Source organism: Bacteroides sp. An19 (assembly GCF_002160215.1).
Lineage (GTDB): Bacteria > Bacteroidota > Bacteroidia > Bacteroidales > Bacteroidaceae > Phocaeicola > Phocaeicola intestinalis.
The window spans coordinates 109,364-134,016 of sequence record NZ_NFKD01000003.1 but is presented as its reverse complement, the minus strand read 5'-3'; the positions used below and the strand labels follow the sequence as shown (position 1 = coordinate 134,016).

Here is a 24,653-nt window from a genome sequence, read left to right as displayed (position 1 = left end):
ATCTGATAACATGAAATTATTTGTTAACTTTTAAAGAAAACTTGTATGAATAAATTGGCAACTATTGGCGTGTCGCTTCTGCTTTCTATTGGAGCGATGACTGGATTTCAGTCGTGTGCGCCGAAAGCTGAAAGCGGAACGTTTGAGGCAGGGAAAGGAAGTTTCCTGCTCAATGGCGAGCCTTTTGTGGTAAAGGCTGCCGAGTTGCATTATCCTCGTATTCCACGTGCCTATTGGGAGCATCGCATCAAGCAATGCAAGGCGTTAGGGATGAATACTATTTGCCTGTATGTTTTCTGGAATTTCCATGAAGAGAAGCCGGGAGAGTTCGACTTTACCGGGCAAAAGGACTTGGCTGAGTTCTGCCGCCTGTGCCAGAAGAATGATATGTATGTTATCCTCCGTCCCGGTCCGTATGTATGTGCCGAGTGGGAAATGGGCGGTCTGCCCTGGTGGCTTTTAAAGAAGAAAGACATCCGTTTGCGTGAGGACGACCCGTATTTCCTGGAACGTGTGGCTATCTTCGAGAAGGAAGTTGCCAATCAGGTGGCTGGATTGACCATACAGAAGGGCGGTCCTATTATTATGGTGCAGGTAGAGAATGAATACGGATCGTATGGCGAAAGCAAGGAATATGTAACGAAGATACGCGACATCGTGCGCGAGAATTTCGGCGATGTAACCTTGTTCCAATGCGACTGGGCATCCAATTTCCAACTCAATGCATTAGACGATTTGGTGTGGACCATGAACTTCGGTACGGGTGCGAATATCGATGAGCAATTCGCTCCTTTGAAGAAGGTACGTCCCGACAGCCCGTTGATGTGTAGCGAGTTCTGGAGCGGATGGTTCGACAAATGGGGAGCCAATCACGAGACCCGTGCGGCAGATGATATGATTGCCGGCATTGATGAAATGCTTTCAAAGGGTATTTCGTTCAGCCTTTACATGACTCACGGCGGTACCAACTGGGGACACTGGGCTGGAGCGAACTCGCCGGGATTTGCACCGGATGTGACTTCGTATGATTATGATGCGCCTATCAGCGAATCGGGAAAGATTACGCCGAAATACGAGAAATTGCGTGAGACCTTGGCGAAATATATGGACGGAAAGAAGCAAGCTAAAGTGCCCGATGATATCCCGACTATCTCCGTACCGGCTTTCGAGTTTACCGAAGTGGCTCCCCTGTTCGCTAATCTGCCCGAACCGAAGAGCGATGATACCATCCGCACGATGGAAGAGTACGATCAGGGATTCGGAAGCATTCTTTACCGCACAACTTTGCCCAAGATTGACCGTTCAGCGACACTTACCGTAACCGAAGCTCATGATTATGCACAAATCTTTATTGACGGGAAATATATCGGCAAACTGGACCGCCGGAACGGGGAAAAGCAACTGGATATTCCGGCATGTGCCGAAGGTGCGCAATTGGATATCTTGGTGGAAGCCATGGGACGTATCAATTTCGGACGGGCTATCAAAGACTTTAAAGGAATTACCGAAAAGGTCGAATTGAAGAACGGAGGACGTACTACCGAATTGAAAGGCTGGAAGGTTTATAACCTGAAAGACCGTTACGAAGAGTATAAAGGATTGAAGTTTGAACCGCTAAAGTCGGTAAAAGATGCGCAAGGCCAGCGTGTGCCGGGTTGCTACCGGGCTACATTCCACGTAGAGAAGCCGGGCGATACGTTCTTGAACTTTGAAACATGGGGCAAAGGCTTGGTTTATGTAAACGGATATGGCATCGGACGCATTTGGGAAATCGGTCCTCAGCAGACATTGTATGTCCCGGGATGTTGGTTGAAAGAAGGCGAAAATGAAATATTGGTATTTGATATCGTAGGTCCAAAAGAAGCCCGTACGGAAGGGTTGGAAGAACCGATTCTGAACCAATTGCTGGTGAATAAGCCGCTGACACATCGCAATAAGGGTGAAGAACTCCGGCTTGCGGGAGAGACTCCGGTATTGAGCGGAAGCTTCAAAGCGGGCAACGGATGGCAGGAAATGAAATTCGGCAAGCCGGTTTCGGGACGTTATGTCTGTATAGAAGCCTTGAATGCGCAAGACGGAAAAGACTTGGCATGTATTGCCGAAATGTATCTGCTTGATAAAAACGGAGAACGTCTTTCGCGTGAACCGTGGATTGTAAAATATGCGGATAGCGAAGATGTATCGCAGGTGAACCGTTCGGCTGATAAGATTTTCGATTTGCAGGAGTCTACCTACTGGAGTACCGAAACCGGTTCGGCTTATCCTCATGCGGTCGTAATTGATTTGGGAGCGAAGCATACCCTGACTGCAATCCAATATCTGCCCCGTATGGAAAGCAATGTGCCCGGAGGCATCAAAGATTTTAAAGTATATGTGAAAGGCGAAAATTTCTCTTATTAACATTAGATCTTCAGTCCCCGATTGGAACATCAGACATCATTTTTGTGTATCTTGTTCCGATTGGGGCATTTAGTTAGGCCGATGTCTTAAATTATGCTATAAAACACACATTTTGTAATATAGTGTTGCCTGTAATAAGAAAAATGCAATTTTTTTAGGTAAACGGGAAAAAAAAACGAACTTTTCATTTTGCCTTGTTTATTTAATTACTAATTTTGAGGTGTTAAAGAAATAACATTTTTATGCAATTAATAACCTTAATATAACAGCTATGAGTTATTTACGATTTGACAAGACGCTGATGACGAATTTGGAAGAATCTTTGACACGTGAAATTCTTCGGACTAATCGTTCTGGCGCGTATCATTGCTCTACAATAGTAGATTGCAACACTCGCAAATACCATGGTTTATTGGTCATCCCCGTGCCGGAACTGGATGATGAAAACCATGTGTTGTTGTCCTCGCTCGATGAAACGGTCATCCAGCATGGGGCTGAGTTTAATCTGGGACTCCATAAATATCATGGAGACACTTTCAGTCCGCGTGGTCACAAGTACATCCGGGAGTTCGAATGCGAGAAAGTGCCTACTACTATTTACAGAGTGGGAGGTGTAGTGCTGAAGAAAGAAAAGTTGTTCGTGCATCATGAGAACCGTATTTTGATTCGTTATACTTTGCTGGACGCTCATTCCAGTACGACACTTCGCTTGCGCCCGTATTTAGCTTTCCGTAGCGTACGTCAATACACTCATGAAAACGCACAGGCAAGTCGCCAGTATGATACCGTAAAAAACGGAATCAAAACATGTATGTATCCGGGATATCCCGAATTGTTCATGCAGACCAATTGCCCGAACGAATTCCATTTCCAACCGGATTGGTACCGGGGCATAGAGTATCCGAAAGAACAAGAACGCGGATACGATTTCAATGAAGACCTGTATGTGCCGGGGTATTTCGAAATGGAAATCACCAAAGACCATCCGGTTGTGTTCTCGGGAGGCATTTCGGAAATTGAAACCGCTAATCTGGACCAGCTCTTCTCGGAAGAAGCAGACCGCCGTACTCCGCGCGACAATTTCAAGCATTGCCTGATTAATGCCGCCCACCAGTTCCTGAACAAACAAGGAGACGAGTCATACGTCTTGGCAGGCTACCCATGGTTCAAATGCCGTGCACGTGACATGTTCATCTCTCTGCCGGGGCTGATGCTTGCCATCAACGAAACGGACAAGTTCGAAACGGTGATGGACACGGCATCTAAAGCGATTTACGAATTCATGAAAGGCGAACCCGCAACGCTGAAAGTCTACGAAATGGAACATCCGGATGTATTGTTATGGGCAGTATGGACTATCCAACAATACGCGAAAATGGTATCACGCGATGCGGCACGAAGCAAATACGGGGCATTATTGAAAGACATCATGACGTATCTTACCGAAGGAAAACATCCGAACCTGAAAGTATGTGATAACGGACTGGTATACGCCCAAGGAAGAGACAAAGCCATTACGTGGATGAATGCAATGTCGAACGGCCGTCCGGTTACTCCGCGTACAGGATATATCGTCGAATTCAATACACTGTGGTACAACGCGTTGATGTTTGCCGGAGAATTGCTGGGCGAAGGAGGTGATACAGAATTTGCCGGAACCTTAACCCAATTGGCAGAAAAAGCAGGAAAGGCTTTCATTGACACATTCTTGAACGAATACGGTTATCTGCTCGATTACGTAGACGGAGACATGATGGACTGGAGCGTACGCCCGAACATGATTTTTGCAGCAGCATTCGATTATTCTCCGTTGAATGCCAAACAGAAGAAAGGCGTGGTCGATATTGTGACAAAGGAACTTCTTACTCCGAAAGGTTTACGCTCGTTAAGCCCGAAGAGCGGAGGCTACAACCCGAATTATGTAGGCCCGCAAATCCAACGCGATTACGCTTACCATCAAGGTACGGCATGGCCTTGGCTGGAAGGATTCTATCTCGAAGCCTATTTGCGCATCTACAAGCGTAGTGCCATTTCGTTCGTAGAACGTCAGATGATTAGCTTCGAAGACGAATTGTCACTCCATTGCGTAGGCTCTATTCCTGAATTATTCGATGGAAACCCGCCATTCAGAGGCAGAGGAGCCATTTCGTTCGCCATGAACGTGGCTCAAATATTGAGAACTTTAAATCTGTTAGAAAAATATGACAATCAGTAAAAGGGAGGAAATACTATGAAAGTTTTAATGTTTGGATGGGAATTTCCTCCCCATATCTTGGGAGGTTTAGGTACAGCCAGTTACGGACTTACCAAAGGTTTAGCGCAACAAGAGGACATGCAGATTACCTTCTGCATACCGAAGCCATGGGGAGATGAAGACCAAAGCTTCTTGAAAATCATCGGCATGAACAGCGTACCTATCGTATGGCGCGATGTACAATGGGATTACGTAAAAAGCCGTGTAGGAAACTATATGGACCCGCAGCTCTATTACGACTTGCGCGACCATATCTATGCCGATTTCAACTATATGCATACCAATGATTTGGGTTGCCTTGAATTTTCAGGGCGTTATCCGGATAATTTGCATGAAGAAATAAACAATTATTCCATTGTGGCGGGAGTGGTTGCCCGTCAGCAGGAATTTGATATCATCCATTCGCACGACTGGCTGACCTATCCGGCAGGTATTCATGCCAAGCAGGTATCAGGCAAACCGTTGGTCATCCATGTTCATGCTACCGATTTCGACCGTAGCCGTGGCAATGTAAACCCTACAGTTTATTCCATCGAAAAGAACGGTATGGACCACGCCGATTGCATCATGTGTGTGAGTGAATTGACACGACAGACGGTTATTCATAAATACTATCAGGATCCGCGTAAAGTCTTTACGGTCCACAATGCCGTGTCTCCGTTGTCGAAAGAGATTCAGGATATTGTACCGCGTAAAAATCCGAAAGAGAAAATCGTTACCTTCCTGGGACGTATCACCATGCAGAAAGGACCGGAATATTTTGTTGAAGCGGCTGCGATGGTATTGCGCCGTGCGCGTCACGTGCGTTTCGTCATGGCAGGTAGCGGTGATATGATGAATGCCATGATTCGTCTGGCTGCCGAAAGAGGCATTGCCGACCGTTTCCATTTCCCGGGCTTCATGAGAGGCAAACAGGTGTACGAGGTATTGAAAGCCAGCGATGTGTACATCATGCCTTCCGTATCCGAGCCGTTCGGCATATCGCCACTGGAAGCTATGCAATGTAGTGTGCCTACCATTATTTCCAAGCAGTCGGGGTGTGCCGAAATCTTGAGTAAATGTATAAAGACCGATTATTGGGATATTCATGCCATGGCAGATGCCATTCATGCTATTTGTACTTATCCGGCATTGTACGAATACCTGCGCGATGAAGGAAAGAAAGAAGTCGACGGTATTGTATGGGAGAAAGTAGGCGTGAAGATTCGCGGCTTATACGAACAGACTTTAAAAAATTGTGGAAAACTATAATTATACAAAATCGATATGAAAACAATCTGTCTTTACTTTGAAATACATCAGATAACACATCTCAAACGCTATCGTTTTTTTGAAATTGGTACAGACCATTATTACTACGATGATTACGCAAACGAACAGGGCATCAACGATGTTGCCGAACGTTCGTATATTCCGGCATTGACCACCCTGATTGAAATGGCAAAAAACAATGAAGGAGCTTTTAAGGTTGGTCTTTCCATTTCAGGTGTAGCACTCGAACAATTGGAGATACATGCACCGGCTGTTATCGAACTGTTGCAGGAACTGAATGCCACAGGCTGTTGCGAATTTATATGCGAGCCTTATTCTCACGGCTTGTCTTCGTTGGCAAACGAAGAATGCTTCCGTGAAGAAGTAGAATTTATGCGTAAAAAAATCAAGGATTATTTCGGTCAGGATCCGAAAGTGTTCCGTAATTCCAGCTTGATTTACGACAATGAAATAGGTGGAATCGTAGCCAGCATGGGCTTTAAGGGCCAACTGATAGAAGGTGCGAAGCATGTGTTGGGATGGAAGAGCCCGCACTATCTGTATCATTGCGCCGAGAACCCGAATCTGAAACTGTTGATGCGCGACTTCAAGTTGTCGGACGATATCAGCCTGCGCTTCTCTAATTCGGAATGGAGCGAATATCCCTTGTTTGCAGATACTTATATAGACTGGATTGCCGCTTTGCCCGAAAACGAACAGGTCATCAACATTTTTATGGAACTGTCGGCTCTCGGTATAGCACAACCGTTGTCTTCCAACATCCTGGAATTCTTGAAAGCATTGCCTGCATGTGCCAAGCAGCGGGGCATCACATTCTCGACCCCTACCGAAATTGTTACGAAATTGAAATCGGTAGATATGATGGATGTGCCTTATCCGATGTCTTGGTCGGATGAAGAAAGAGACATCAGTCCATGGCTGGGTAATGTGATGCAGCGCGAAGCGTTTAACAAACTGTACAGTGTGGCCGAGCGTGTGCATTTGTGCGACGACCGCCGTATCAAGCAAGACTGGTTCTACCTGCAGGCAAGCAATAATTTCCGTTTTATGACTACAAAAGATACGGGAGTTGGGCTGGATAGAGGTATCTATGATTCACCTTATGATGCATTTACTAATTATATGAACATCTTAGGCGATTTCTTGGCTCGTGTCAATTCGTTGTATCCGGCAGATATGGACAATGAAGAGTTAGGGTCTTTGCTTACCACTATCAAGAATCAAGGTGAAGAGTTGGTTCAGCTGAACGATGAGGTGACCAAGCTTCAAGCCGAATTGAAGAAATCTGAAGCTAAGAAGCCTGCGGCAAAGAAAACAACAACCACAAGAAAGACAGCTGCGGCTAAGAAAGAAAAGTAATTTTTTCAGATATTTGAGAAACTGTTTTGAATTTATCGTGTGCTGGTTGGGGATGGGTTTTTAAGGCATTTCCAATACTGTGAAGAAGAAGACAGCAAGCTATCTGACAAGAACAGAAGCGGAAAGGATTAAAAAATCGCCCAAAACGCATACGAAAATGAATACATTAAGCCAAGAATACTTTTTGTAGAAATTCAAAACAGTTTTTGTTAAGTTTGCGCCCGATTTCATATGAATGAAGTCGGGCGTTTTTAGTAATAATAGTATGAGTGCATTTCTTGTAAGATTATTAATCTTCATGCCGAAAGATTATTAATCTTCACGCTGTAAGATTAATAATCTTAGAAGCTGTTTTGAATTTATCGTGCGATGATTTGGGATGAGTTTTTGAGGCATTTTCGCTTCTGTGATGAGGAAGATAGCGGGCTATCTGACGAAGAACAGGAGCGAAAAGGACCAAAAAATCGCCCAAAGCACACACGAAAACGGATACATCAAGCCAAGAAAAACTTTTTGGAGAAATTCAAAACAGCTTCTTACAAACAATGCAGCTATATTGGTGATGAGTTTTTGAGGCATTTCCGTTTGTGTGATAAGGAAGATAGCGGGCTATCTCTGACGAAAACAAAAACGGGAAGAACCCCCCAAATCGCCCAAAGCACACACGAAAACGAATACATCAAGTCAAGAAAACTTTTGGAATATTTCAAAACAATTTCTTATTGCCATACAAAGATTATTTTTTCACCCAATCATGGAAACTAAGGAATAGGTTTCTTTGACAGAGAAGGTAAAAAAATGTATCTTTGTAAAAACATCAACCCAACCATTATCAACTTTTTACATAAAATACAATAGAGCAACATGAAACTTCAAAAACTGATTGGCTTGACGGCTGGTTTGTGCCTAAGCGGCATAATTTACGCCTCCGCTCAGACGCAACTGACCGACTATGTAGACCCGCGCATCGGGTCGGAAGGACTGGGACGGGTATTTATCGGTCCGTCTTGCCCTTATGGAATGGTCAAACCTTCTCCCGACTGCACTCCTTCACCCAATAGCGGCTGGCTGCCCATACCTGAACGGGTGGACGGATTCTCGCAAGTACACGTAAGCGGAACCGGAGGAGGTCCCAAGTATGGGAATATTTTAGTGACGCCTTTCTGCAACGGAATGGACCAAACCCAACACTTGGATTATCGAGCTTACGAAAACATCCGGCTGGGATATTACGATACCCGATTTAAGCAGAGCGGCATCCGTACGGAAATCACCACCACGGAGCGGGCTTCGTTCTACCGCTTCACCTATCCCGCTGATTCCTTGAAATCATTGGCTATCGATGCCGGTTTCTTCTTGGGAGAAAGCCCCGTGCCCGATGCACGTGAAGCCCAACAGTTCGTAGGTTCGGAAATAGAAATCCTGTCCGACCATGAAGTGAGCGGCTATACCCGAATCCGGGGAGGCTGGAACAACGGACGCGCCTATACGGTTTACTTTTACGCCGAAACCGACAAGCCTTTCACCCAGTGCCGCACATGGAAAGGAAGCAAGATAACCGACGAACGCTCCCAATTCGATTCGTATGAGAAAACCGGCGCCTTGCTCCGTTTTGCCCAAGGAGACTCGGTGGTGCAACTGAAAATCGGCATCTCTTTCCTGAGCAGCCAACGTGCCAAGCACAATGCCCGTACCTACATTCCCCACTGGTCTTTCGAGAAAGTGCATAACGGCCTGCTGGCACAATGGGAAAAGCTGTTCAAGGCGATTGAAATCGCTCCCGATACTCCCGAAACGCAAAAGCGGATGTTCTATACCGCGCTCTATCACACGATGATTATGCCCGTAGACCGCACCGGAGAGAATCCGCTTTGGAACGACCCTGAGCCTTATTACGATGACTATTACGCCATTTGGGACACCTACCGCACCTCTACTCCACTCATCACACTTATCGACCCGCAACGCGAAACCGACATCGTGCGCTCGCTCATCACCATCTATAAACGGGATGGATACATGCCCGACGCACGAAGCGGAAACGCCAACGGACGTACGCAAGGAGGCTCGAATGCCGAAATCGTCATCGCCGACGCTTTTGTGAAAGGCTTGAAAGGCATCGACTATGAACTGGCGCTGAAAGCGATGTTGCAGGATGCTACCGTGCCTCCCGGAGGAAACCAGGAAGCGGAAGGACGGGGCGGACTGGTCCCCTACCTGGAATTAGGCTACATCCCGTATGGCATTCCACGTGCAGGAAACCGCACCGTAGAATATGCGTATTGTGATTATGCCATCGCATTGGTAGCTAAAGGACTGGGAAAAGAAGACCTCTACCGACACTATCTGAAACAATCGGAGAACTGGAAAAACCTGTGGCGAAGCGATTACAAACACGAAGGGGCAAAAGGATTCATCATGCCGCGCGACAAGGAGGGGAACTGGCTCGACCAGATACCTTTCGGTAACTCGAAAGTGCAGAAGCCTACGTACACCTACACACCGGTCACCTTCGAAGGACCGTGGTACACCCCGTGGTGGGACATGTTCTTCTACGAAGCCAGCTCGTGGGAATACTCGCTCAGCATCCCTCACGATGTGCCGGGGCTTATCGCACAATGCGGAGGGAAGGAGAAATTCGAAGAACGCCTCGACATCTTCTTCGACAAAGGGTTTTATAATGTGAACAACGAGCCTTCGTTCCTTACCCCCTGCCTGTATCACTGGATAGGGAAACCCTGGCGGAGCGATGATCGCATCCGCGAAATCATCACCACCCACTTTAACGACTCTCCGATGGGACTTCCCGGAAACGATGATTCGGGAGCGATGTCTTCGTGGCTTGCCTTCCACATGACAGGACTTTATCCCAATGCCGGACAAGACTATTATCTGATACATGCCCCGATGCTGAAAAAAACCACCTTCCATCTGGAAGACGGAAAAGACTTTACCATCCGAGCAGAACGCCTCTCGGACGAGAACCGGTACATCCAGTCGGTTACTTTGAACGGGAAGGATTACCCTTACTCCGCCCTGCGCCATAAAGACCTCGTGGCTGGCGGCGAACTGGTATTGAAGATGGGAAACAAACCCGGCAAATGGGGAACAGAATTAGGATTATAAACGAATATAGTTGCATCATGAAAAAGATATATCTTCTCTCCTTATTGATTATAGGTGCATGCTGCACCGGAAGTATATGCGCGCAAACCGCCCTGCCCGATACATTACTGTTCGTGTTCAAACTCCACGGACAGACCCGCAAATACGAAATGTCATTCCGCGAAAAGAACGACACGTTGCGCATAGACTGGCGCATCTTGCGGAACCTGCATTGGCAAAAAGGAAGCTACCTGATGGCTCCCGCATCGCAAGAAGCGGGAAACACATTATGCTTCCTCCAGCCCGTAGATAAAGAAAACCGCCTGTTAGGCATAAACGAAACCGCCTACATGCTCTCACGCCAAGCCTACAAGGAACTGAAGACGACCGGGACATTTCACTATAACCAGACGGTTTACAAGAAAGGAAACAAAAAAGGAGAAGCCTTGGAATGCCCGCTCATCTATTGCATAGACCAAACCGAAGGAGCAGAAATATGGATATTGGATAATGAGTCCCTGCCCTTGATATGGAAGATGCAGAACAATCCGCTGAACGTAAACTGGCAGGTAGAGCATCCTTCTGTTACATACAAGGACCCGATAGAGGTAGTGGTACACCGGGGCGCCAACCATTTGGCACCCGAAAACACGGTGGCTTCGGCATACGCAGCTTTGGAACACGGTGCCACGTGGATAGAGCTGGATGTACGGAAAAGCAAAGACGGAGTGCTGTATAACCTGCACGACGAGACCCTCGACCGCACCACCAACGGGCAAGGCGCATTAGCCGATATGAATTCTGACGAAGTGGACAAATTAGACGCAGGAAGTTGGTTTGGAAAAGAATATGCCGGCACACGTATCCCTCGCATCTCGGAAATGCTCGATTCACTCTACGGAAAAGCAAATGCATTCTTCGATGTGAAACGCGGCACGCCCGTAAAAGATCTCGTAAGACTGGTCCGCCTGAAAGGATTCGCCACGAACAGTTTCTTCTGGTTCGCCGATGAAGGAATGCTGAAAGAGTTTGTCCGCCTTGCTCCGGAAATGAAAATCAAAGTAAATGCGGATGACATCGCCCGCCTGCAATATTGGATGACGGTATGCCGCCCATCGTACGTAGAAATCAATCCCGAACAAATCACACCGGAATTCAAGGCGTTCTGCAAGGCTAACGGCATCCGCATTATGGCGGCTATCCAGAACGGTACCGAAGAAGCCTATCGCACCGCAATAGAAAAAGAGCCCGATTTGGTCAACCTGGACCAGCCTGAACTTTTTCAGAAAGTGCTTGCCGAATAAAAGACGATTTCACTTATACACAAGAAAGAGGCTGTATCAAAATGAAAACTAATTTTTATTTTGATACAGCCTCTTTTTCTATCTGAAAAATCGACCTTTATTTATACTCGTCCCAACTCTTGATGGCAATGTCATCAATGCTCATCGAGCAAAATGCATTGATAAACGCACTTGCCAGACGGGCATTTGTTATCAACGGGATATTCAAGTCAATAGCCGCACGCCGAATCTTGTAACCATTGGTAAGTTCACCTACCGACAAGTCACGCGGAATATTTACCACCATATCGATTTCTTTCTTGTGAAGCATCTCAAGTGCCTGCGGATGTCCTTCTTCGCTGGGCCAGTACACACGGGTATTCTCAATGCCGTTCTCGGTGAGGAACTTCGAAGTACCGCCAGTAGCATAGAGATTATAGCCTTTCGCTTTCAATGCACGCGATGCCTGAAGCATATCCACCTTCTGCTTGGTGCTACCCGTAGAAAGCAGAATATTCTTTTCAGGGATACGATATCCCACCGAAAGCATCGCTTTCAGGATGGCGCATGAAGTATCATCACCCAAACAACCGACTTCGCCCGTAGATGCCATATCCACGCCCAATACAGGGTCGGCTTTCTGCAAGCGGTTAAACGAGAACTGGCTCGCCTTGATGCCTACATAATCCAGTTCGAAGAGGTTCTTTTCGGGTTTCTCTACCGGAAGACCGAGCATCACCTTAGTGGCAAGTTCAATGAAGTTTATCTTGAGCACCTTGCTCACGAACGGGAACGAACGGGAAGCACGGAGGTTACACTCAATTACCTTAATGTCATTGTCGCGGGCAAGGAATTGGATATTGAACGGTCCGGAAATGTTCAGTTCCTTGGCAATCTGACGGGAAATGCGCTTGATACGGCGCACAGTCTCTACATACAGTTTTTGGGGAGGGAACTGAATGGTAGCATCTCCCGAATGCACACCGGCAAACTCAATATGTTCGGAAATTGCATAAACGATAATCTCACCGTTCTGAGCCACGGCGTCCATTTCCACTTCCTTGGCATGTTCGATGAACTGGCTCACTACTACCGGATGTTTTTTCGATACATTGGCGGCAAGCTGCAAGAAACGTTCCAGTTCGTCTTGGTTGGAACAAACATTCATAGCTGCTCCTGAAAGTACATACGACGGACGTACCAATACCGGGAAACCGACTTTCTGAATAAAGGCGTTGATATCATCCATCGAAGTCAATGCGCTCCATTCGGGCTGGTCTACACCGATGCGGTCGAGCATAGCCGAGAACTTATCGCGGTCTTCAGCATTGTCGATACTCTTGGCGGATGTTCCCAGAATATTCACTTTTTGTGCATCGAGGCGCATGGCAAGATTGTTTGGAATCTGACCGCCAGTCGAAACAATGACTCCATGCGGATTTTCCAAGTCAAGAATATCCATTACGCGTTCAAATGTCAGTTCGTCGAAATAGAGACGATCGCACATATCATAGTCGGTAGAAACCGTTTCGGGATTATAGTTAATCATTACCGAACGATAACCTTCCTCGCGGATGGTATTCAATGCCTGCACGCCGCACCAGTCAAATTCCACCGATGAACCGATACGGTAAGCTCCTGAACCAAGCACCACAATACTCTTGTGGTCGCCCAAGTAATGCACATCGTTTGCCACACCGCTATACGTCAGATACAGATAGTTGGTCTGTGCAGGATATTCAGCGGCAAGGGTATCAATCTGTTTTACGACCGGAAGTACACCGATGGCTTTACGATACGCACGCACGGCAAGAATGCCGTCTTCCATCTCACCTTGATAACCGATGGCACGTGCCACCTGAAAATCGGAAAATCCCTGACGTTTGGCTTTATAAAGCAATTCTTTCGGAAGTTCGGAAAGCTGTATATGATTGTTCCCCCATTCGTGCAGTTCTTTGGAGGTCTGCATAATGTTCTCCAGTTTGTAAAGGAACCATTTGTCTATCTTGGTCAGATCGTGGATTTGGTCAACGGTATAACCGGCACGCATCGCCTTCGAAATAACAAAGATACGCTTGTCGGTAGGTTCGCGCAATGCCTTGTCGATATCGGCAATGACCAGTTCTTTGTTTTCTACAAAACCGTGCATGCCCTGCCCTATCATACGAAGGCCTTTCTGAATCGCTTCCTCAAACGTACGTCCGATAGCCATAACCTCGCCTACCGACTTCATCGAAGAGCCTAACTCACGGTCTACACCGTGGAACTTGCCCAAGTCCCAGCGCGGAATCTTACATACCACATAGTCGAGTGCAGGTTCGAAAAATGCCGATGTGGTCTTGGTCACTGAGTTCTTCAGGTCGAACAGTCCATAGCCCAATCCCAACTTGGCAGCTACAAATGCCAGCGGATACCCTGTTGCCTTCGATGCCAGTGCAGAGGAACGGCTCAGACGGGCATTTACCTCAATCACACGATAGTCTTCCGATTCAGGGTCGAAAGCATATTGCACATTACATTCGCCCACGATACCGATGTGACGGATGATACGGATGGCAAGCTCGCGCAGCTTATGGTATTCACTGTTGGTCAGCGTCTGGCTCGGAGCAATGACGATACTTTCACCCGTATGAATGCCCAGCGGGTCGAAGTTTTCCATATTGCAGACCGTGATGCAATTGTCGAACCGGTCACGCACTACCTCGTATTCCACTTCTTTCCATCCTTTCAGGCTCTTTTCCACCAAAACCTGCGGAGAGAAGGAAAATGCTTTTTCCGCCAGCACATTCAGTTCTTCTTCGTTATCGCAAAAGCCTGAACCAAGACCTCCCAAGGCGTATGCTGCACGGATAATAACCGGATAGCCCAAGTCGCGTGCCGCCTGGCGTGCCTGCTCAATATTCTCGCAAGCCTCGCTCTTGATGGTCTTCACGTTGATTTCATCCAGCTTCTTCACAAAGAGTTCGCGGTCTTCCGTATCCATAATGGCCTGTACGGGAGTACCCAATACCTGCACACCGTATTTCTCGAACACACCTCCCTGATAGAGAGCGACACCGCAATTCAATGCCGTTTGTCCGCCAAACGAGAGCAACACCCCATCCGGACGTTCCTTATCGATGACTTTCTCCACAAAATAAGGAGTGACAGGAAGGAAATAAATTTTATCAGCCACACCTTCCGAAGTCTGCACCGTAGCGATATTGGGATTGATAAGCACCGTTTCGATACCTTCTTCCTTAAGAGCCTTCAGTGCCTGCGAACCGGAATAATCAAATTCGCCAGCTTCACCGATCTTCAATGCGCCGGAACCCAGCAACAATACTTTCTTTATGTTATCTTTCATTGATATTTCTATAATTAGTTGTTAGTTCTTATTCCTTTTTTGAAACGCAGATTAGCGCAGATTCACGCAGATTAAATTTTTTATTAAAATAATCCGCGGAAATCTGCGTTAATCCGCGTTTTATCCTAAATCTCAGAGCAGTTTCACGAACTCATCGAAAAGGAATTCCGTATCTGTAGGCCCGCTGGCTGCTTCCGGATGAAACTGAGCCGAGAACCAAGGATTGCATTTGTGGCGGATTCCTTCGTTCGAGCCATCGTTCATGTTGATGAAAAGCGGTTCCCAATCGGCTCCCAAGGTATTATTGTCCACCGCATATCCGTGATTCTGCGAAGTGATGAAACAACGCTCCGTCCCTACCATACGTACCGGCTGGTTATGGCTCCGATGACCGTACTTTAACTTATATATTTTTGCACCTCCTGCCTTCGAAAGCAACTGATTACCCATACAGATACCGAAAATGGGAAGTTTTTCGTTCTGCATCGCTTTGCGGATGTTCTGCACAGCCGCATCGCACGTATCAGGGTCGCCCGGTCCGTTGGAAATAAAAAGCCCGTCAAAGTCCAGTCCGTTAAAGTCGTAATCCCAAGGCACACGGATAACCTCCACACCACGCTTGAGCAGACAACGGATGATATTGGACTTCACCCCACAATCCACCAACACTACCTTCTTGCGCCCGTTACCCTCGTTATAGCGAATCACGTCTTTACACGATACTTTATCCACATAGTTCACTCCGGCGTATTGCGCTTCGGGAACGTTGTCCGGTTCATCATCGAACACAATCTTTCCCATCATCACACCGTGCTCACGCAACACCTTCGTAAGTTCGCGTGTGTCAATGCCTGTGATACCGGGAATCTGCTCACGCTTCAACCAGTCTGCCAAGCTCTCCACAGCATTCCAGTGGCTATACCGCTCGCTATAATCACTCACGATAATCGCCTCAGCATGTATTTTTTCACTCTCCATAAAAGTAGGCAAACCGTTCGCCTCGAATGTGAACGGAGGCACCCCGTAGTTTCCTACCAGCGGATAAGTCAACGTCATCAGCTGACCTGCATACGAAGGGTCTGTCAGGCTTTCCGGATATCCGGTCATCGCCGTATTAAACACCACTTCACCCGCTACCGGCTTCTCATAACCGAACGACTTGCCGTGAAACCGGCTCCCGTCGTCAAGGATTAACGTCACGTTTCTCATTCTAATCTAATTCGTCTTTATTGTTTTGTGTTTTTTCTTATTCTTAGTATAAAGATAAATTCCTATAGCAACTAAACAAAGGCCTATCAGCAAATTATCCGCTATTATTGCAATACCCATACCTAAAGCTATAAATACAAGCCAAAGATAATTTTTGTCCTTTTGTTCACTCATTGCTTTTTATTATCTTTCTTTCCTTTCAAACCGCAATCAATAGTAATGCCAACGAGTAAGCCTAAGGGCATCCATAAGGCTATGTTATCAAGGCAAACACCGATTGCCACTCCCAGCATCAGCCCTACTGCCAAACCATACCCTGCATCAAATTTCGATTTGTTTTTCTCTTCCATATCACTTTTTCATTTGTTCATCCGACCATTTCTGAAGGCGTTCGTATTCCTCTTTCGTAAGCCGCATAAACGAACCATGCTGAGGATGGGCTACACCTTCAAGGGTAACGGGCGAATGGAAATTCTGAAGATATTCATCAGCCTGGCAAATGCGGTACCGCTTGGGATTGGACGAATACTCGATGTAGGCTACGCGCCACGTAGAATCGCCCACCAGCTGGAATGCCGAGCAGCCTTCGCACTTCTTGTTGCCCTCGAACTTCACATAATCGTTTTCATCCTTTATCTTATAAGGTCCGGTCAGTTTGTCAGAAGTAGCGGCAAAGATGCCCGGTGTGCCTCCCTCTTTCTTGATAAGCATGTGGTAAAGCCCGCCGGCAGGCACATAGTTGATGTCAGCATCAATGGTAGCATAACCCCAGTCGACCAGCACACGAGGCTTGGTCAATCGGGTGAACGAAGCATCAGCGTACGAATAAAATACCCGGTCGTACTTATCCTCGGCAGGATTGAGCAAGGAATAATAAATCATGTATCCTCCTTTGGTTCCGTCGGGCCATACATAAGCAGGGTCCCAAAAGATTTGAGGTGCCCATACCCGCTTGATGCCGGCATAATCCTTATACACATCCGGTGAATCGGGATCGCAGAAAATATCCGGTCCCTTGCGGAAGTCGAAGGTAGTAGAAGTCCAATGAATCAAATCATCGCTACGGAGCAGGTTGATGCCATAGTTAAACCATTGCTTGCTCTTTCCGACACACATGTCAGTAGTAACCATCAGATAACCTTTCCCGTCCGAAGTGCGGCAGATAAAAGCATCGCGCGCGCCTCCCTCAATAGGCGAAAGCTTCTGCACATCATACACGGGACCTCCGTCCAACAGGTCGTGATAGTTCAGTCCGTCGCGGCTCAAGGCGTATGCCGTCCATTCCCCGCGTCCGCTCATGTGGCAATACAGATACCCGTAATCGCCTTTCTGCACATTTTGCGCATGTCCTCCGGCAAGAGCCAAAGCTGCAACCGAAGCCAAGAAAAATCTTCTCATACCTTATTATATATAGAAGTTAAAATTGGTATATTTGTTCAATGTAATCAATAAATGCCTTGTTGACCAGTTTCACGCCCCCTGGAGTAGGATAGTCACCGCTGAAGTACCAGTCTCCTTCATGGTCGGGACAAGCCTCGTGCAAGCCATCGAGCGTCTGGTAAACGATTTCCACTTTTGCCTGTGTACCCACAGGGGTAAGAAGTTCCACCATCTTGCGTGAGATTTCCTCATCGGTAAATGGTGCATAGATTTCTTTCACATAATTCACCATGTCTTCTTTAGGCAAGCCCACTTGCTCTTTCGACTTACGGTATGCATCTTCGATAACGCGACGCATCCCCCTGTCCTCCAACAAGGCAATAGCGGCACGGAAAGCAATGAACTGCTCCATACTTGCCATATCAATGCCGTAATAGTCGGGATAACGCACTTGGGGCGAAGATGACACAATGACAATCTTTTTCGGATGCAAACGGTCGAGAATACTAATAATGCTCTGCTTCAGCGTAGTTCCCCGCACGATGCTATCGTCGATTATCACCAGGTTATCGGCATAGGGGACCAGACTTCCATACGTTACATCATATACATGGGCGGCAAGATCGTTCCGCGTATTGCCTTCGGCGATAAATGTACGCAACTTGATATCCTTGATAGCTACCTTTTCGCTCCGGATGCGTTGCGACAGGATTTGTTCCAGTTCCGTATGGCTGGGCTTATGCCCCAATGCCTCGATGCGCTGCACCTTGAGCTGGTTCAGGTAATTGTCGAAACCTTCCAACATGCCATAGAATGCCACCTCCGCCGTATTCGGAATAAAAGAAAATACGGTATGCACCACATCGTAATCGATTACTTTCAGAATCGGATCCACCAGTTTCTGCCCCAAGAGTTTCCGTTCGCGGTAGATATCCATATCGCTTCCCCGGCTGAAGTAAATGCGTTCGAACGAACAAGCCTTCTTCTTCTTCGGCTCATTGATTTGCTCCAGACGCATCTGCCCCTTCTTGTTCACCCAGATAGCCTGCCCGGGCAAAAGTTCGTTGATGCTGTCTGCAGGCACATTCAGTACCGTCTGAATGACCGGCCGCTCGGATGCAAGTACCATAATCTCATCATCCATATACCAGAATCCCGGACGGATGCCCCACGGGTCACGCACGGCAAACGCTTCACCGCTTCCCGTCAGCCCGCATATCACATATCCTCCATCCCACTTCGGAGTAGAAGTCTTCAACACATTGGTAATGTCAATACGGTCTTCAATCGTATGCGTAATGTCCATTCCTTCCAGCCCTTCCGCCTTACATTCATTATAAAGGCGTTCCACTTCGCGGTCGAGCCGGTGCCCCACCTGTTCCAGCATGATATACGTATCGGCATACTTGCGCGGATGCTGACCCGCGGCTGTAATGTCGGCAAATATCTCATCGACATTCGTCAAGTTGAAATTGCCGCACAAGGCAAGGTTCTTTGCCCGCCAATTATTGCGCCGCAAAAAGGGATGCACATACGAAATGCCACTTTTGCCTGTGGTAGAGTAACGCAGATGCCCCATATAAAGCTCGCCGGCAAAAGGCAGGCATTGCTTGGCATATTCCGCATCTGCCATCTGTTCGGGAGTAAGCTCTTTGAAATAACCGTGCACCGTTCCGAATATTTCGGTAATCGCTCCCGACCCTAACCCTCTTTCACGGAACATGTATTCCTCTCCCGGATTTGCCTGAAGCTTTACACACGCCAGTCCGGCACCTTCCTGCCCGCGGTTGTGCTGCTTTTCCATCAACAGATACAACTTGTTGAGCCCATACATCCATGTTCCGTATTTCTCTTGATAATATTCCAACGGTTTAAGCAACCGTATCATCGCTACTCCGCATTCGTGTTTAAGTGGTTCCATATTGCTCGTTTTCGTTTAGTCGCCGTTAAGATAAAAAAAATACCTGAATTACCGAATCGGTAAGTTCAGGTATTCATGTACATATGCTAATTTTTTATGTAAAAATAAAACTTATACATTCTCTTTTTAATTATAAAAGTTCGGGCATAAAAAAAGACCCACAATGTGAATCTTCGAGCCGAAAGCGGGACTCGAACCCGCGACTTACTCATTACGAATGAGTTACTCTACCAACTGAGTTATTTCGGCTTATGGCTTTTTCTGAAAAGCGATGCAAAGATACGGCTTTCTTTGAACCTACAAAAGAAATCGGCAGTTTTTTTTCAATTATCCACAAAAAAACGTTTATAAGACAACATTCACCTACACAGAGAACAATGCATAAAAATATCATTATATTACATACACAAGCAACTTATTCAATATTTTGTCATATACATAAACAAAACTTTTGCTATTTAATCAGAAAACATCTATTTTTGTGGCACTAATAAATAACAGCATCCATGAAATATCCAATTTTATCAGCAGAAGAAGCTGCAGCGCTTATCATCGACGGACAGACGGTCGGCATCGGAGGATTCTCGTCAGTAGGTACACCGAAAGCAGTCCCCGCTGCATTGGCAAAGCATGCAGAAACATTACACAATGAAGGAAAACCGTTTAAAATAGGACTTATTACCGGAGGGGCAACAGGAAATCAGGTGGACAGTGCCCTGACCGAAGCACATGCCGTTGCTTTCCGCACTCCTTTCCAGTCGAACAAGGAAATGCGGAATGCCATCAATAGCGGCGAGGTGCAATATTTCGATCTTCACCTTTCGCAAATCGGACAAGACGTGCGCTACGGATTCTTGGGGAAAATCGATGTGGCTATCATCGAAGCTTCCGGCATTACCCCTGAAGGCGACCTCATTCTGAGCACCTCGGTAGGCATTTCGCCCACCCTGACATGTGTGGCAGACAAAATCATTATCGAATTGAACGAGGCTCATGCGGGCAAATTGACGGGAATGCACGACATCTTTGTGCTCGACAATCCGCCTTACCGCCGTGAAATCCCTATCTATAAGGTAAACGACCGTACCGGAAGCATCAGCGTGAAAGTAGACCCCAAGAAAGTGGTTGGAGTGGTGTTGACAAACGAACGTGACCAGATAGCCGCCTTCACTCCTCTGAACGAAACCACACGCCAAATCGGACAAAACGTAGCAGACTTTTTGGTAAAGGAATATCGTCAGGGAGCGATTCCCAAAGAATTTCTTCCCTTGCAATCGGGCGTAGGAAACATTGCCAATGCCGTATTGGGCGCTTTGGGTGGCGACCCGCACTTGCCTGCCTTTTCGATGTACACCGAAGTGATACAGAACTCCGTTATCGACCTGATGCTGGAAGAGCGCATCCGTTTTGTGGCAGGCAGCTCGCTTACACTCTCGGACGATAAGTTGGACCTGCTTTACGAACACATCGGTGAAATGAAAGACCGCGTCCTGCTCCGTCCGCAAGAAATCACCAACCACCCTGAAGTCATCCGCCGGTTAGGTATCATTGCGGTCAATACAGCACTTGAAGCTGACATCTTCGGCAATGTAAACAGCACTCATGTGTCGGGAAGCAAGATGATGAACGGCATCGGAGGCTCGGGCGACTTTGCACGTAATGCCTACCTGTCTATCTTTACCACCCCTTCTACGGCGAAAGGCGGTCTTATCTCGTCCATCGTACCTCAAGTATCGCACGTAGACAGTACCGAACACGATGTACGCATCCTTGTGACCGAACAGGGAGTAGCAGACTTGAGAGGAAAATCACCGCTTCAACGGGCACGTCTCATCATCGAGAATTGCGCGCATCCCGACTATAAAGAACTGCTTTGGGATTACCTGAAACTTTCAGAAGGGCATTGTCATACCCCGATGTCGCTCCGTAACGCCTTTCAGATGCATCTGGCATTTGCCGAAACAGGTGATATGCGGAACACGAAATACGTATGATTTGTTCACCACAGAGGACGCAGGGGTTTTTAATTTACGATTGGGCAATTTACTATTTACTATTTTGATATGGAATCGTACTTCGTAAATTGAGAAAAATAGATTTTCCCCTGTACCCTCTGTGGTGAGTTTCTGATTTCTCCCCGGAACAGTTGTTTCCACATTTGGATTACATGATCGTTTCAGACGGCTTCCATTTATGGTTTCCATATGAAAACCGTACGGTTTCCATATCGAGAACGTACGGTTTCCAATTCAAAACCGTACGGTTTTGATATCAAGAACGTAAAAGTATGCCTGCTGAAACAAAGATACGAGCTGTATGCAAAAATAAATGTTCCTTACCGTCTTACTCTTGTATATGCCATCAAATGTAGAAGGTGTGTAACATGCAGGAAATGCACAAATCCATGTCCAAAAGCTTCTGTGGTGAATATTTCAATCAAATCTTTGCTTTCAGCGATGCCTGGCAGATGCCGTTCAATCCGCATTTGTCGCATTTCGGATTGCGTGCCGTACACACGTACCGTCCGTGCAGGATAAGCCAATGGTGTGCCTTGGGTATCAAGGCTTCAGGAATATAACGGGTAAGATGCTTTTCGGTAGCAAGCGGAGTAGTGCAGGTGCCGGGCACCAGCCCGATGCGGTGGCTCACACGGAACACGTGGGTATCGACTGCCATGGCGGCTTTATGGAACACCACGCTTTGGATGACATTCGCTGTCTTCCGTCCTACTCCGGGAAGCTTCACCAGTTCTTCCAGCGTATCGGGCACCTGCCCTCCATAATCACGCACCAGCATCTGTGCCATTCCTACCAGATGCTTCGCCTTGTTGTTGGGATAGCTCACGCTCCGGATATATTCGTAAACCACATCGGAAGTGGTGGCAGCCATAGCTTCTGCCGTAGGAAAATCACGGAACAATGCCGGAGTAATCATATTGACCCGCTTGTCGGTGCATTGTGCGCTTAAGATAACGGCTACAAGCAACTGGAAAGGGTCTTCGTAATGCAATTCGGTTTCTGCCACGGGCATCGCCTGCTCGAAATAAGCGATTACCCGGTCGTAAAGTTCTTTTTTTCTCATTTTTCTTTCGTTCCCATTTTTATATAAAAAGTGCCGTTGAGGCAAATCGCAATCTCTCCGGCTTTTAATACCATTTCTTCCGCTTAAAGTACACGCATACACCGATGGCGATGAGCAACATCAGTCCCCAAGCATAGAGGTATCCGTATTTCCAGTCCAGTTCGGGCATGACGCGGAAGTTCATCCCCCAGATGCCGGCGAGAAAAGTCAGCGGAATAAAGATGGTAGACACCACGGTGAGCTGGCGCATGATGTTGTTCATGTGCCGGTCGTTGCTGGAAAGAATCATATCGACCAGCGCACCGAGCAGGTCACGGCATCCTTCCAATGTTTGCAGGACAAATTGCAGGTGGTCGTTTACATCGTTGAAGAACGGGCGGCTCGCCTTATGCAGCAACCGGGTATCTTCAGGATGAAGAAGTTTGGCGATTTGTTCCTTCAGCGGGAAGATGCATTTCTTTATCAGGCGATAATTACGCCGAAACACGTGCAGGTCGCCGATTGTTGGGTCCATCACACCGGGCGTGAGCAAGCGCTCTTCCAAGTCTTCCAGCTTGTCTTCCATATCCGAAATGATGGACATGAAACTGGTCATCACACTATTCAGAATCACGCTCAGCAGAAAGTCTGACGAGCGGGTACGGATTTTCAACACGTCATTTTCTATCGCCGTATAGATTTCATCGAAAAAATCGGTATCGTTTTCCGTAAAAGTGAGCAGGTAATCTTCGCCTTGCACCAGGCAAAGCTGTTGGGGAAGATATTCGTCCTCACCTGTAGCGGAAAGCAGTTTCAGGATTACGACATTATAGTCTTCGTGTGCTTCAATCTTGGTGAGATGAAGCGAATTGAGAATATCCTGCTCGGTAAGGAACCCAATGCCGAAATGCCGGCATACCTTCTGTATTTCTTCCGTATCCTTCAGCCCATGTATCTGAATCCAGTGCATGGAGCCCGCCTTGAAATAAGGCAATATGTCTTCTATGGTGTCACCGTCATGGTTTTCCGCTCCGGCTGGTCCATACGTACACAAGTGCAGGTGCGTCGGGGTCTTGCTTCCTCCGATATAGTTCAGTTCTTCCGTCAAAAGATTGTTCTTTGCCATAATCTTGCCTATAGAAAGTGTACAAATATAGGGTTTTCTTGCTAATCCGACAAATTATCCGTAACTTTGCGCCCGATAAAAAGATGAGGATGTTTCTTTGCCGAAACATCTTCCGTGTATTCTAGGACAACCACGTAAAAAACAGGAGCGATGAAAAAAGAAAATCTCGTATCGGTGCCTTTTATGGTTTTGGGCATCGTGTTTTGTGTATGCCTCGTAGCGGCAAATCTATTAGAAACCAAAGTCGTGCAGTTGGGACCGATAGCGGTTACTGCCGGGCTGATTGTTTTTCCCGTCTCATACATTATCAATGATTGCATAGCCGAAGTGTGGGGCTTCCGTAAGGCTCGTCTCATCATCTGGATGGGATTCCTTATGAATTTCATGACCGTTGCCTTGGGCCAGCTTGCCGTAGCATTGCCCGCTGCCCCGTTTTGGGAAGGTGAAGCGGGATTCAATTTTGTATTTGGCATGGCTCCCCGCATTGCCGCGGCAAGCTTGCTGGCTTTTCTGGCAGGCTCGTTTATCAATGCCTACGTGATGAGCCGTATGAAGCTGTCTTCACAAGGAAAACATTTCTCGGCGCGTGCCATCCTCTCTACGGTATATGGCGAAAGTGCCGATTCGCTTATCTTCTTCCCCTTAGCATTCGGCGGACTGATGCCGCTTCCCGAGCTGGGCAAAATGATGCTGGTGCAAGTAGCGCTGAAGACGATGTACGAAATCATTGTACTCCCCGTTACTGTCCGTGTCGTACGTTACATCAAGCACATTGACGGAACGGACACCTACGACGAGAACATATCTTACAATATTCTTAAAATTAACGAACTATAAATCAGGGACCAGGTGACTAGATAACTAGGTACTAGGTTTTAAATAGTCTTAGTATTTGGTATTAAAAAACTAGAACCTAGTCACCTAGTACCTAAGATAAC

At 47.0% G+C, this 24,653-nt stretch carries 17 protein-coding genes and 1 tRNA gene; 9 read left to right on the top strand and 9 right to left on the bottom strand.

What is annotated here, in order from left to right:
* Positions 1–45 precede the first annotated feature (45 nt).
* The 7 genes from B5F25_RS02320 (at position 46) to B5F25_RS22340 (ending at position 11,694) form a co-directional block, all read left to right on the top strand.
* A complete protein-coding gene (locus tag B5F25_RS02320; RefSeq protein ID WP_087247339.1) occupies positions 46–2,400 on the top strand; it encodes a beta-galactosidase in 2,355 nt (784 codons plus the stop codon).
* A 271-nt stretch (positions 2,401–2,671) separates the two neighbouring features.
* Positions 2,672–4,615 (top strand): glycogen debranching enzyme N-terminal domain-containing protein, encoded by a 1,944-nt coding sequence (locus B5F25_RS02315; protein ID WP_022041177.1) that lies wholly within the window; start codon positions 2,672–2,674, stop codon positions 4,613–4,615.
* Positions 4,616–4,630: 15 nt separating this feature from the next.
* Positions 4,631–5,905 (top strand): glycosyltransferase family 4 protein, encoded by a 1,275-nt coding sequence (locus tag B5F25_RS02310; protein WP_087247337.1) that lies wholly within the window; start codon positions 4,631–4,633, stop codon positions 5,903–5,905.
* Positions 5,906–5,920: 15 nt separating this feature from the next.
* Positions 5,921–7,285, top strand: coding sequence for a glycoside hydrolase family 57 protein (locus B5F25_RS02305; protein WP_087247335.1), 1,365 nt, complete (start codon positions 5,921–5,923; stop codon positions 7,283–7,285).
* A gap of 369 nt (positions 7,286–7,654) precedes the next feature.
* Positions 7,655–8,050: a hypothetical protein gene (locus B5F25_RS21495; RefSeq protein ID WP_162614340.1), complete on the top strand. Its 396-nt coding sequence runs from the start codon at positions 7,655–7,657 to the stop codon at positions 8,048–8,050.
* 99 nt (positions 8,051–8,149) lie between these two features.
* On the top strand, positions 8,150–10,411 hold the full coding sequence (locus B5F25_RS02300) for a GH92 family glycosyl hydrolase (protein ID WP_087247333.1): 2,262 nt from the start codon (positions 8,150–8,152) through the stop codon (positions 10,409–10,411).
* Positions 10,412–10,428: 17 nt separating this feature from the next.
* The gene (locus B5F25_RS22340; protein ID WP_241148339.1) at positions 10,429–11,694 is read left to right on the top strand and encodes a glycerophosphodiester phosphodiesterase family protein; all 1,266 of its coding nucleotides are present in this window, start codon (positions 10,429–10,431) and stop codon (positions 11,692–11,694) included.
* Positions 11,695–11,791: 97 nt separating this feature from the next.
* On the opposite strand, the gene carB is transcribed toward B5F25_RS22340, so the two are convergent.
* From carB to B5F25_RS02265, 7 genes are all read right to left on the bottom strand, one after another.
* Positions 11,792–15,019, bottom strand: coding sequence for a carbamoyl-phosphate synthase (glutamine-hydrolyzing) large subunit (carB, locus tag B5F25_RS02290; protein ID WP_022041171.1), 3,228 nt, complete (start codon positions 15,017–15,019; stop codon positions 11,792–11,794).
* A 132-nt stretch (positions 15,020–15,151) separates the two neighbouring features.
* Complete coding sequence (gene carA / locus B5F25_RS02285) at positions 15,152–16,228, bottom strand: glutamine-hydrolyzing carbamoyl-phosphate synthase small subunit (RefSeq protein ID WP_087211457.1); 1,077 nt, start codon at positions 16,226–16,228, stop codon at positions 15,152–15,154.
* Between the two features lie 6 nt (positions 16,229–16,234).
* Complete coding sequence (locus B5F25_RS21490) at positions 16,235–16,402, bottom strand: hypothetical protein (protein ID WP_162614344.1); 168 nt, start codon at positions 16,400–16,402, stop codon at positions 16,235–16,237.
* Positions 16,399–16,578 (bottom strand): hypothetical protein, encoded by a 180-nt coding sequence (locus B5F25_RS02280; protein WP_087247331.1) that lies wholly within the window; start codon positions 16,576–16,578, stop codon positions 16,399–16,401. Before B5F25_RS02280 ends, B5F25_RS21490 begins: the two co-directional genes overlap by 4 nt.
* Position 16,579: 1 nt before the next feature.
* Positions 16,580–17,626, bottom strand: a complete 1,047-nt coding sequence (locus B5F25_RS02275; protein WP_087247329.1) for a glycoside hydrolase family 43 protein — start codon at positions 17,624–17,626, stop codon at positions 16,580–16,582.
* A 19-nt stretch (positions 17,627–17,645) separates the two neighbouring features.
* A complete protein-coding gene (locus tag B5F25_RS02270) occupies positions 17,646–19,529 on the bottom strand; it encodes an amidophosphoribosyltransferase (RefSeq protein ID WP_022041166.1) in 1,884 nt (627 codons plus the stop codon).
* A 176-nt stretch (positions 19,530–19,705) separates the two neighbouring features.
* Positions 19,706–19,778 (bottom strand) — tRNA-Thr (locus B5F25_RS02265).
* Positions 19,779–20,035: 257 nt separating this feature from the next.
* On the opposite strand from B5F25_RS02265, the gene B5F25_RS02260 reads away from it, so the two are divergent.
* Entirely contained in the window at positions 20,036–21,523 is a 1,488-nt protein-coding gene (locus tag B5F25_RS02260; RefSeq protein WP_087247327.1) for a succinate CoA transferase, read from the top strand.
* A 442-nt stretch (positions 21,524–21,965) separates the two neighbouring features.
* Here the strand turns inward: B5F25_RS02260 and nth are convergent, their stop codons facing one another.
* Both nth and corA read right to left on the bottom strand, forming a co-directional pair.
* Positions 21,966–22,610 carry an endonuclease III gene (nth, locus tag B5F25_RS02255; RefSeq protein WP_087247325.1) on the bottom strand — a complete coding sequence of 215 codons (645 nt, stop codon included), beginning with the start codon at positions 22,608–22,610 and terminating at the stop codon, positions 21,966–21,968.
* A gap of 64 nt (positions 22,611–22,674) precedes the next feature.
* Complete coding sequence (gene corA, locus B5F25_RS02250) at positions 22,675–23,715, bottom strand: magnesium/cobalt transporter CorA (RefSeq protein WP_013617428.1); 1,041 nt, start codon at positions 23,713–23,715, stop codon at positions 22,675–22,677.
* A gap of 150 nt (positions 23,716–23,865) precedes the next feature.
* Here corA and B5F25_RS02245 point away from each other — a divergent pair, with 150 nt between their 5' ends.
* Complete coding sequence (locus tag B5F25_RS02245; RefSeq protein ID WP_087247323.1) at positions 23,866–24,552, top strand: queuosine precursor transporter; 687 nt, start codon at positions 23,866–23,868, stop codon at positions 24,550–24,552.
* Positions 24,553–24,653: the final 101 nt, after the last annotated feature.

Excerpts from the sequence above, each read along its gene's own strand:
- B5F25_RS02315 (WP_022041177.1), top strand. The coding sequence starts at position 2,672 with ATGAGTTATTTACGATTTGACAAGACGCTGATGACGAATTTGGAAGAA.
- B5F25_RS02280 (WP_087247331.1), bottom strand. The coding sequence starts at position 16,578 with ATGGAAGAGAAAAACAAATCGAAATTTGATGCAGGGTATGGTTTGGCA.
- B5F25_RS02310 (WP_087247337.1), top strand. The coding sequence starts at position 4,631 with ATGAAAGTTTTAATGTTTGGATGGGAATTTCCTCCCCATATCTTGGGA.
- B5F25_RS22340 (WP_241148339.1), top strand. The coding sequence starts at position 10,429 with ATGAAAAAGATATATCTTCTCTCCTTATTGATTATAGGTGCATGCTGC.
- B5F25_RS21490 (WP_162614344.1), bottom strand. The coding sequence starts at position 16,402 with ATGAGTGAACAAAAGGACAAAAATTATCTTTGGCTTGTATTTATAGCT.
- B5F25_RS02305 (WP_087247335.1), top strand. The coding sequence starts at position 5,921 with ATGAAAACAATCTGTCTTTACTTTGAAATACATCAGATAACACATCTC.
- B5F25_RS02260 (WP_087247327.1), top strand. The coding sequence starts at position 20,036 with ATGAAATATCCAATTTTATCAGCAGAAGAAGCTGCAGCGCTTATCATC.
- B5F25_RS02300 (WP_087247333.1), top strand. The coding sequence starts at position 8,150 with ATGAAACTTCAAAAACTGATTGGCTTGACGGCTGGTTTGTGCCTAAGC.
- B5F25_RS02245 (WP_087247323.1), top strand. The coding sequence starts at position 23,866 with ATGAAAAAAGAAAATCTCGTATCGGTGCCTTTTATGGTTTTGGGCATC.
- carB (WP_022041171.1), bottom strand. The coding sequence starts at position 15,019 with ATGAAAGATAACATAAAGAAAGTATTGTTGCTGGGTTCCGGCGCATTG.
- B5F25_RS02320 (WP_087247339.1), top strand. The coding sequence starts at position 46 with ATGAATAAATTGGCAACTATTGGCGTGTCGCTTCTGCTTTCTATTGGA.
- B5F25_RS02270 (WP_022041166.1), bottom strand. The coding sequence starts at position 19,529 with ATGGAACCACTTAAACACGAATGCGGAGTAGCGATGATACGGTTGCTT.
- B5F25_RS21495 (WP_162614340.1), top strand. The coding sequence starts at position 7,655 with ATGATTTGGGATGAGTTTTTGAGGCATTTTCGCTTCTGTGATGAGGAA.
- carA (WP_087211457.1), bottom strand. The coding sequence starts at position 16,228 with ATGAGAAACGTGACGTTAATCCTTGACGACGGGAGCCGGTTTCACGGC.
- B5F25_RS02275 (WP_087247329.1), bottom strand. The coding sequence starts at position 17,626 with ATGAGAAGATTTTTCTTGGCTTCGGTTGCAGCTTTGGCTCTTGCCGGA.
- corA (WP_013617428.1), bottom strand. The coding sequence starts at position 23,715 with ATGGCAAAGAACAATCTTTTGACGGAAGAACTGAACTATATCGGAGGA.
- nth (WP_087247325.1), bottom strand. The coding sequence starts at position 22,610 with ATGAGAAAAAAAGAACTTTACGACCGGGTAATCGCTTATTTCGAGCAG.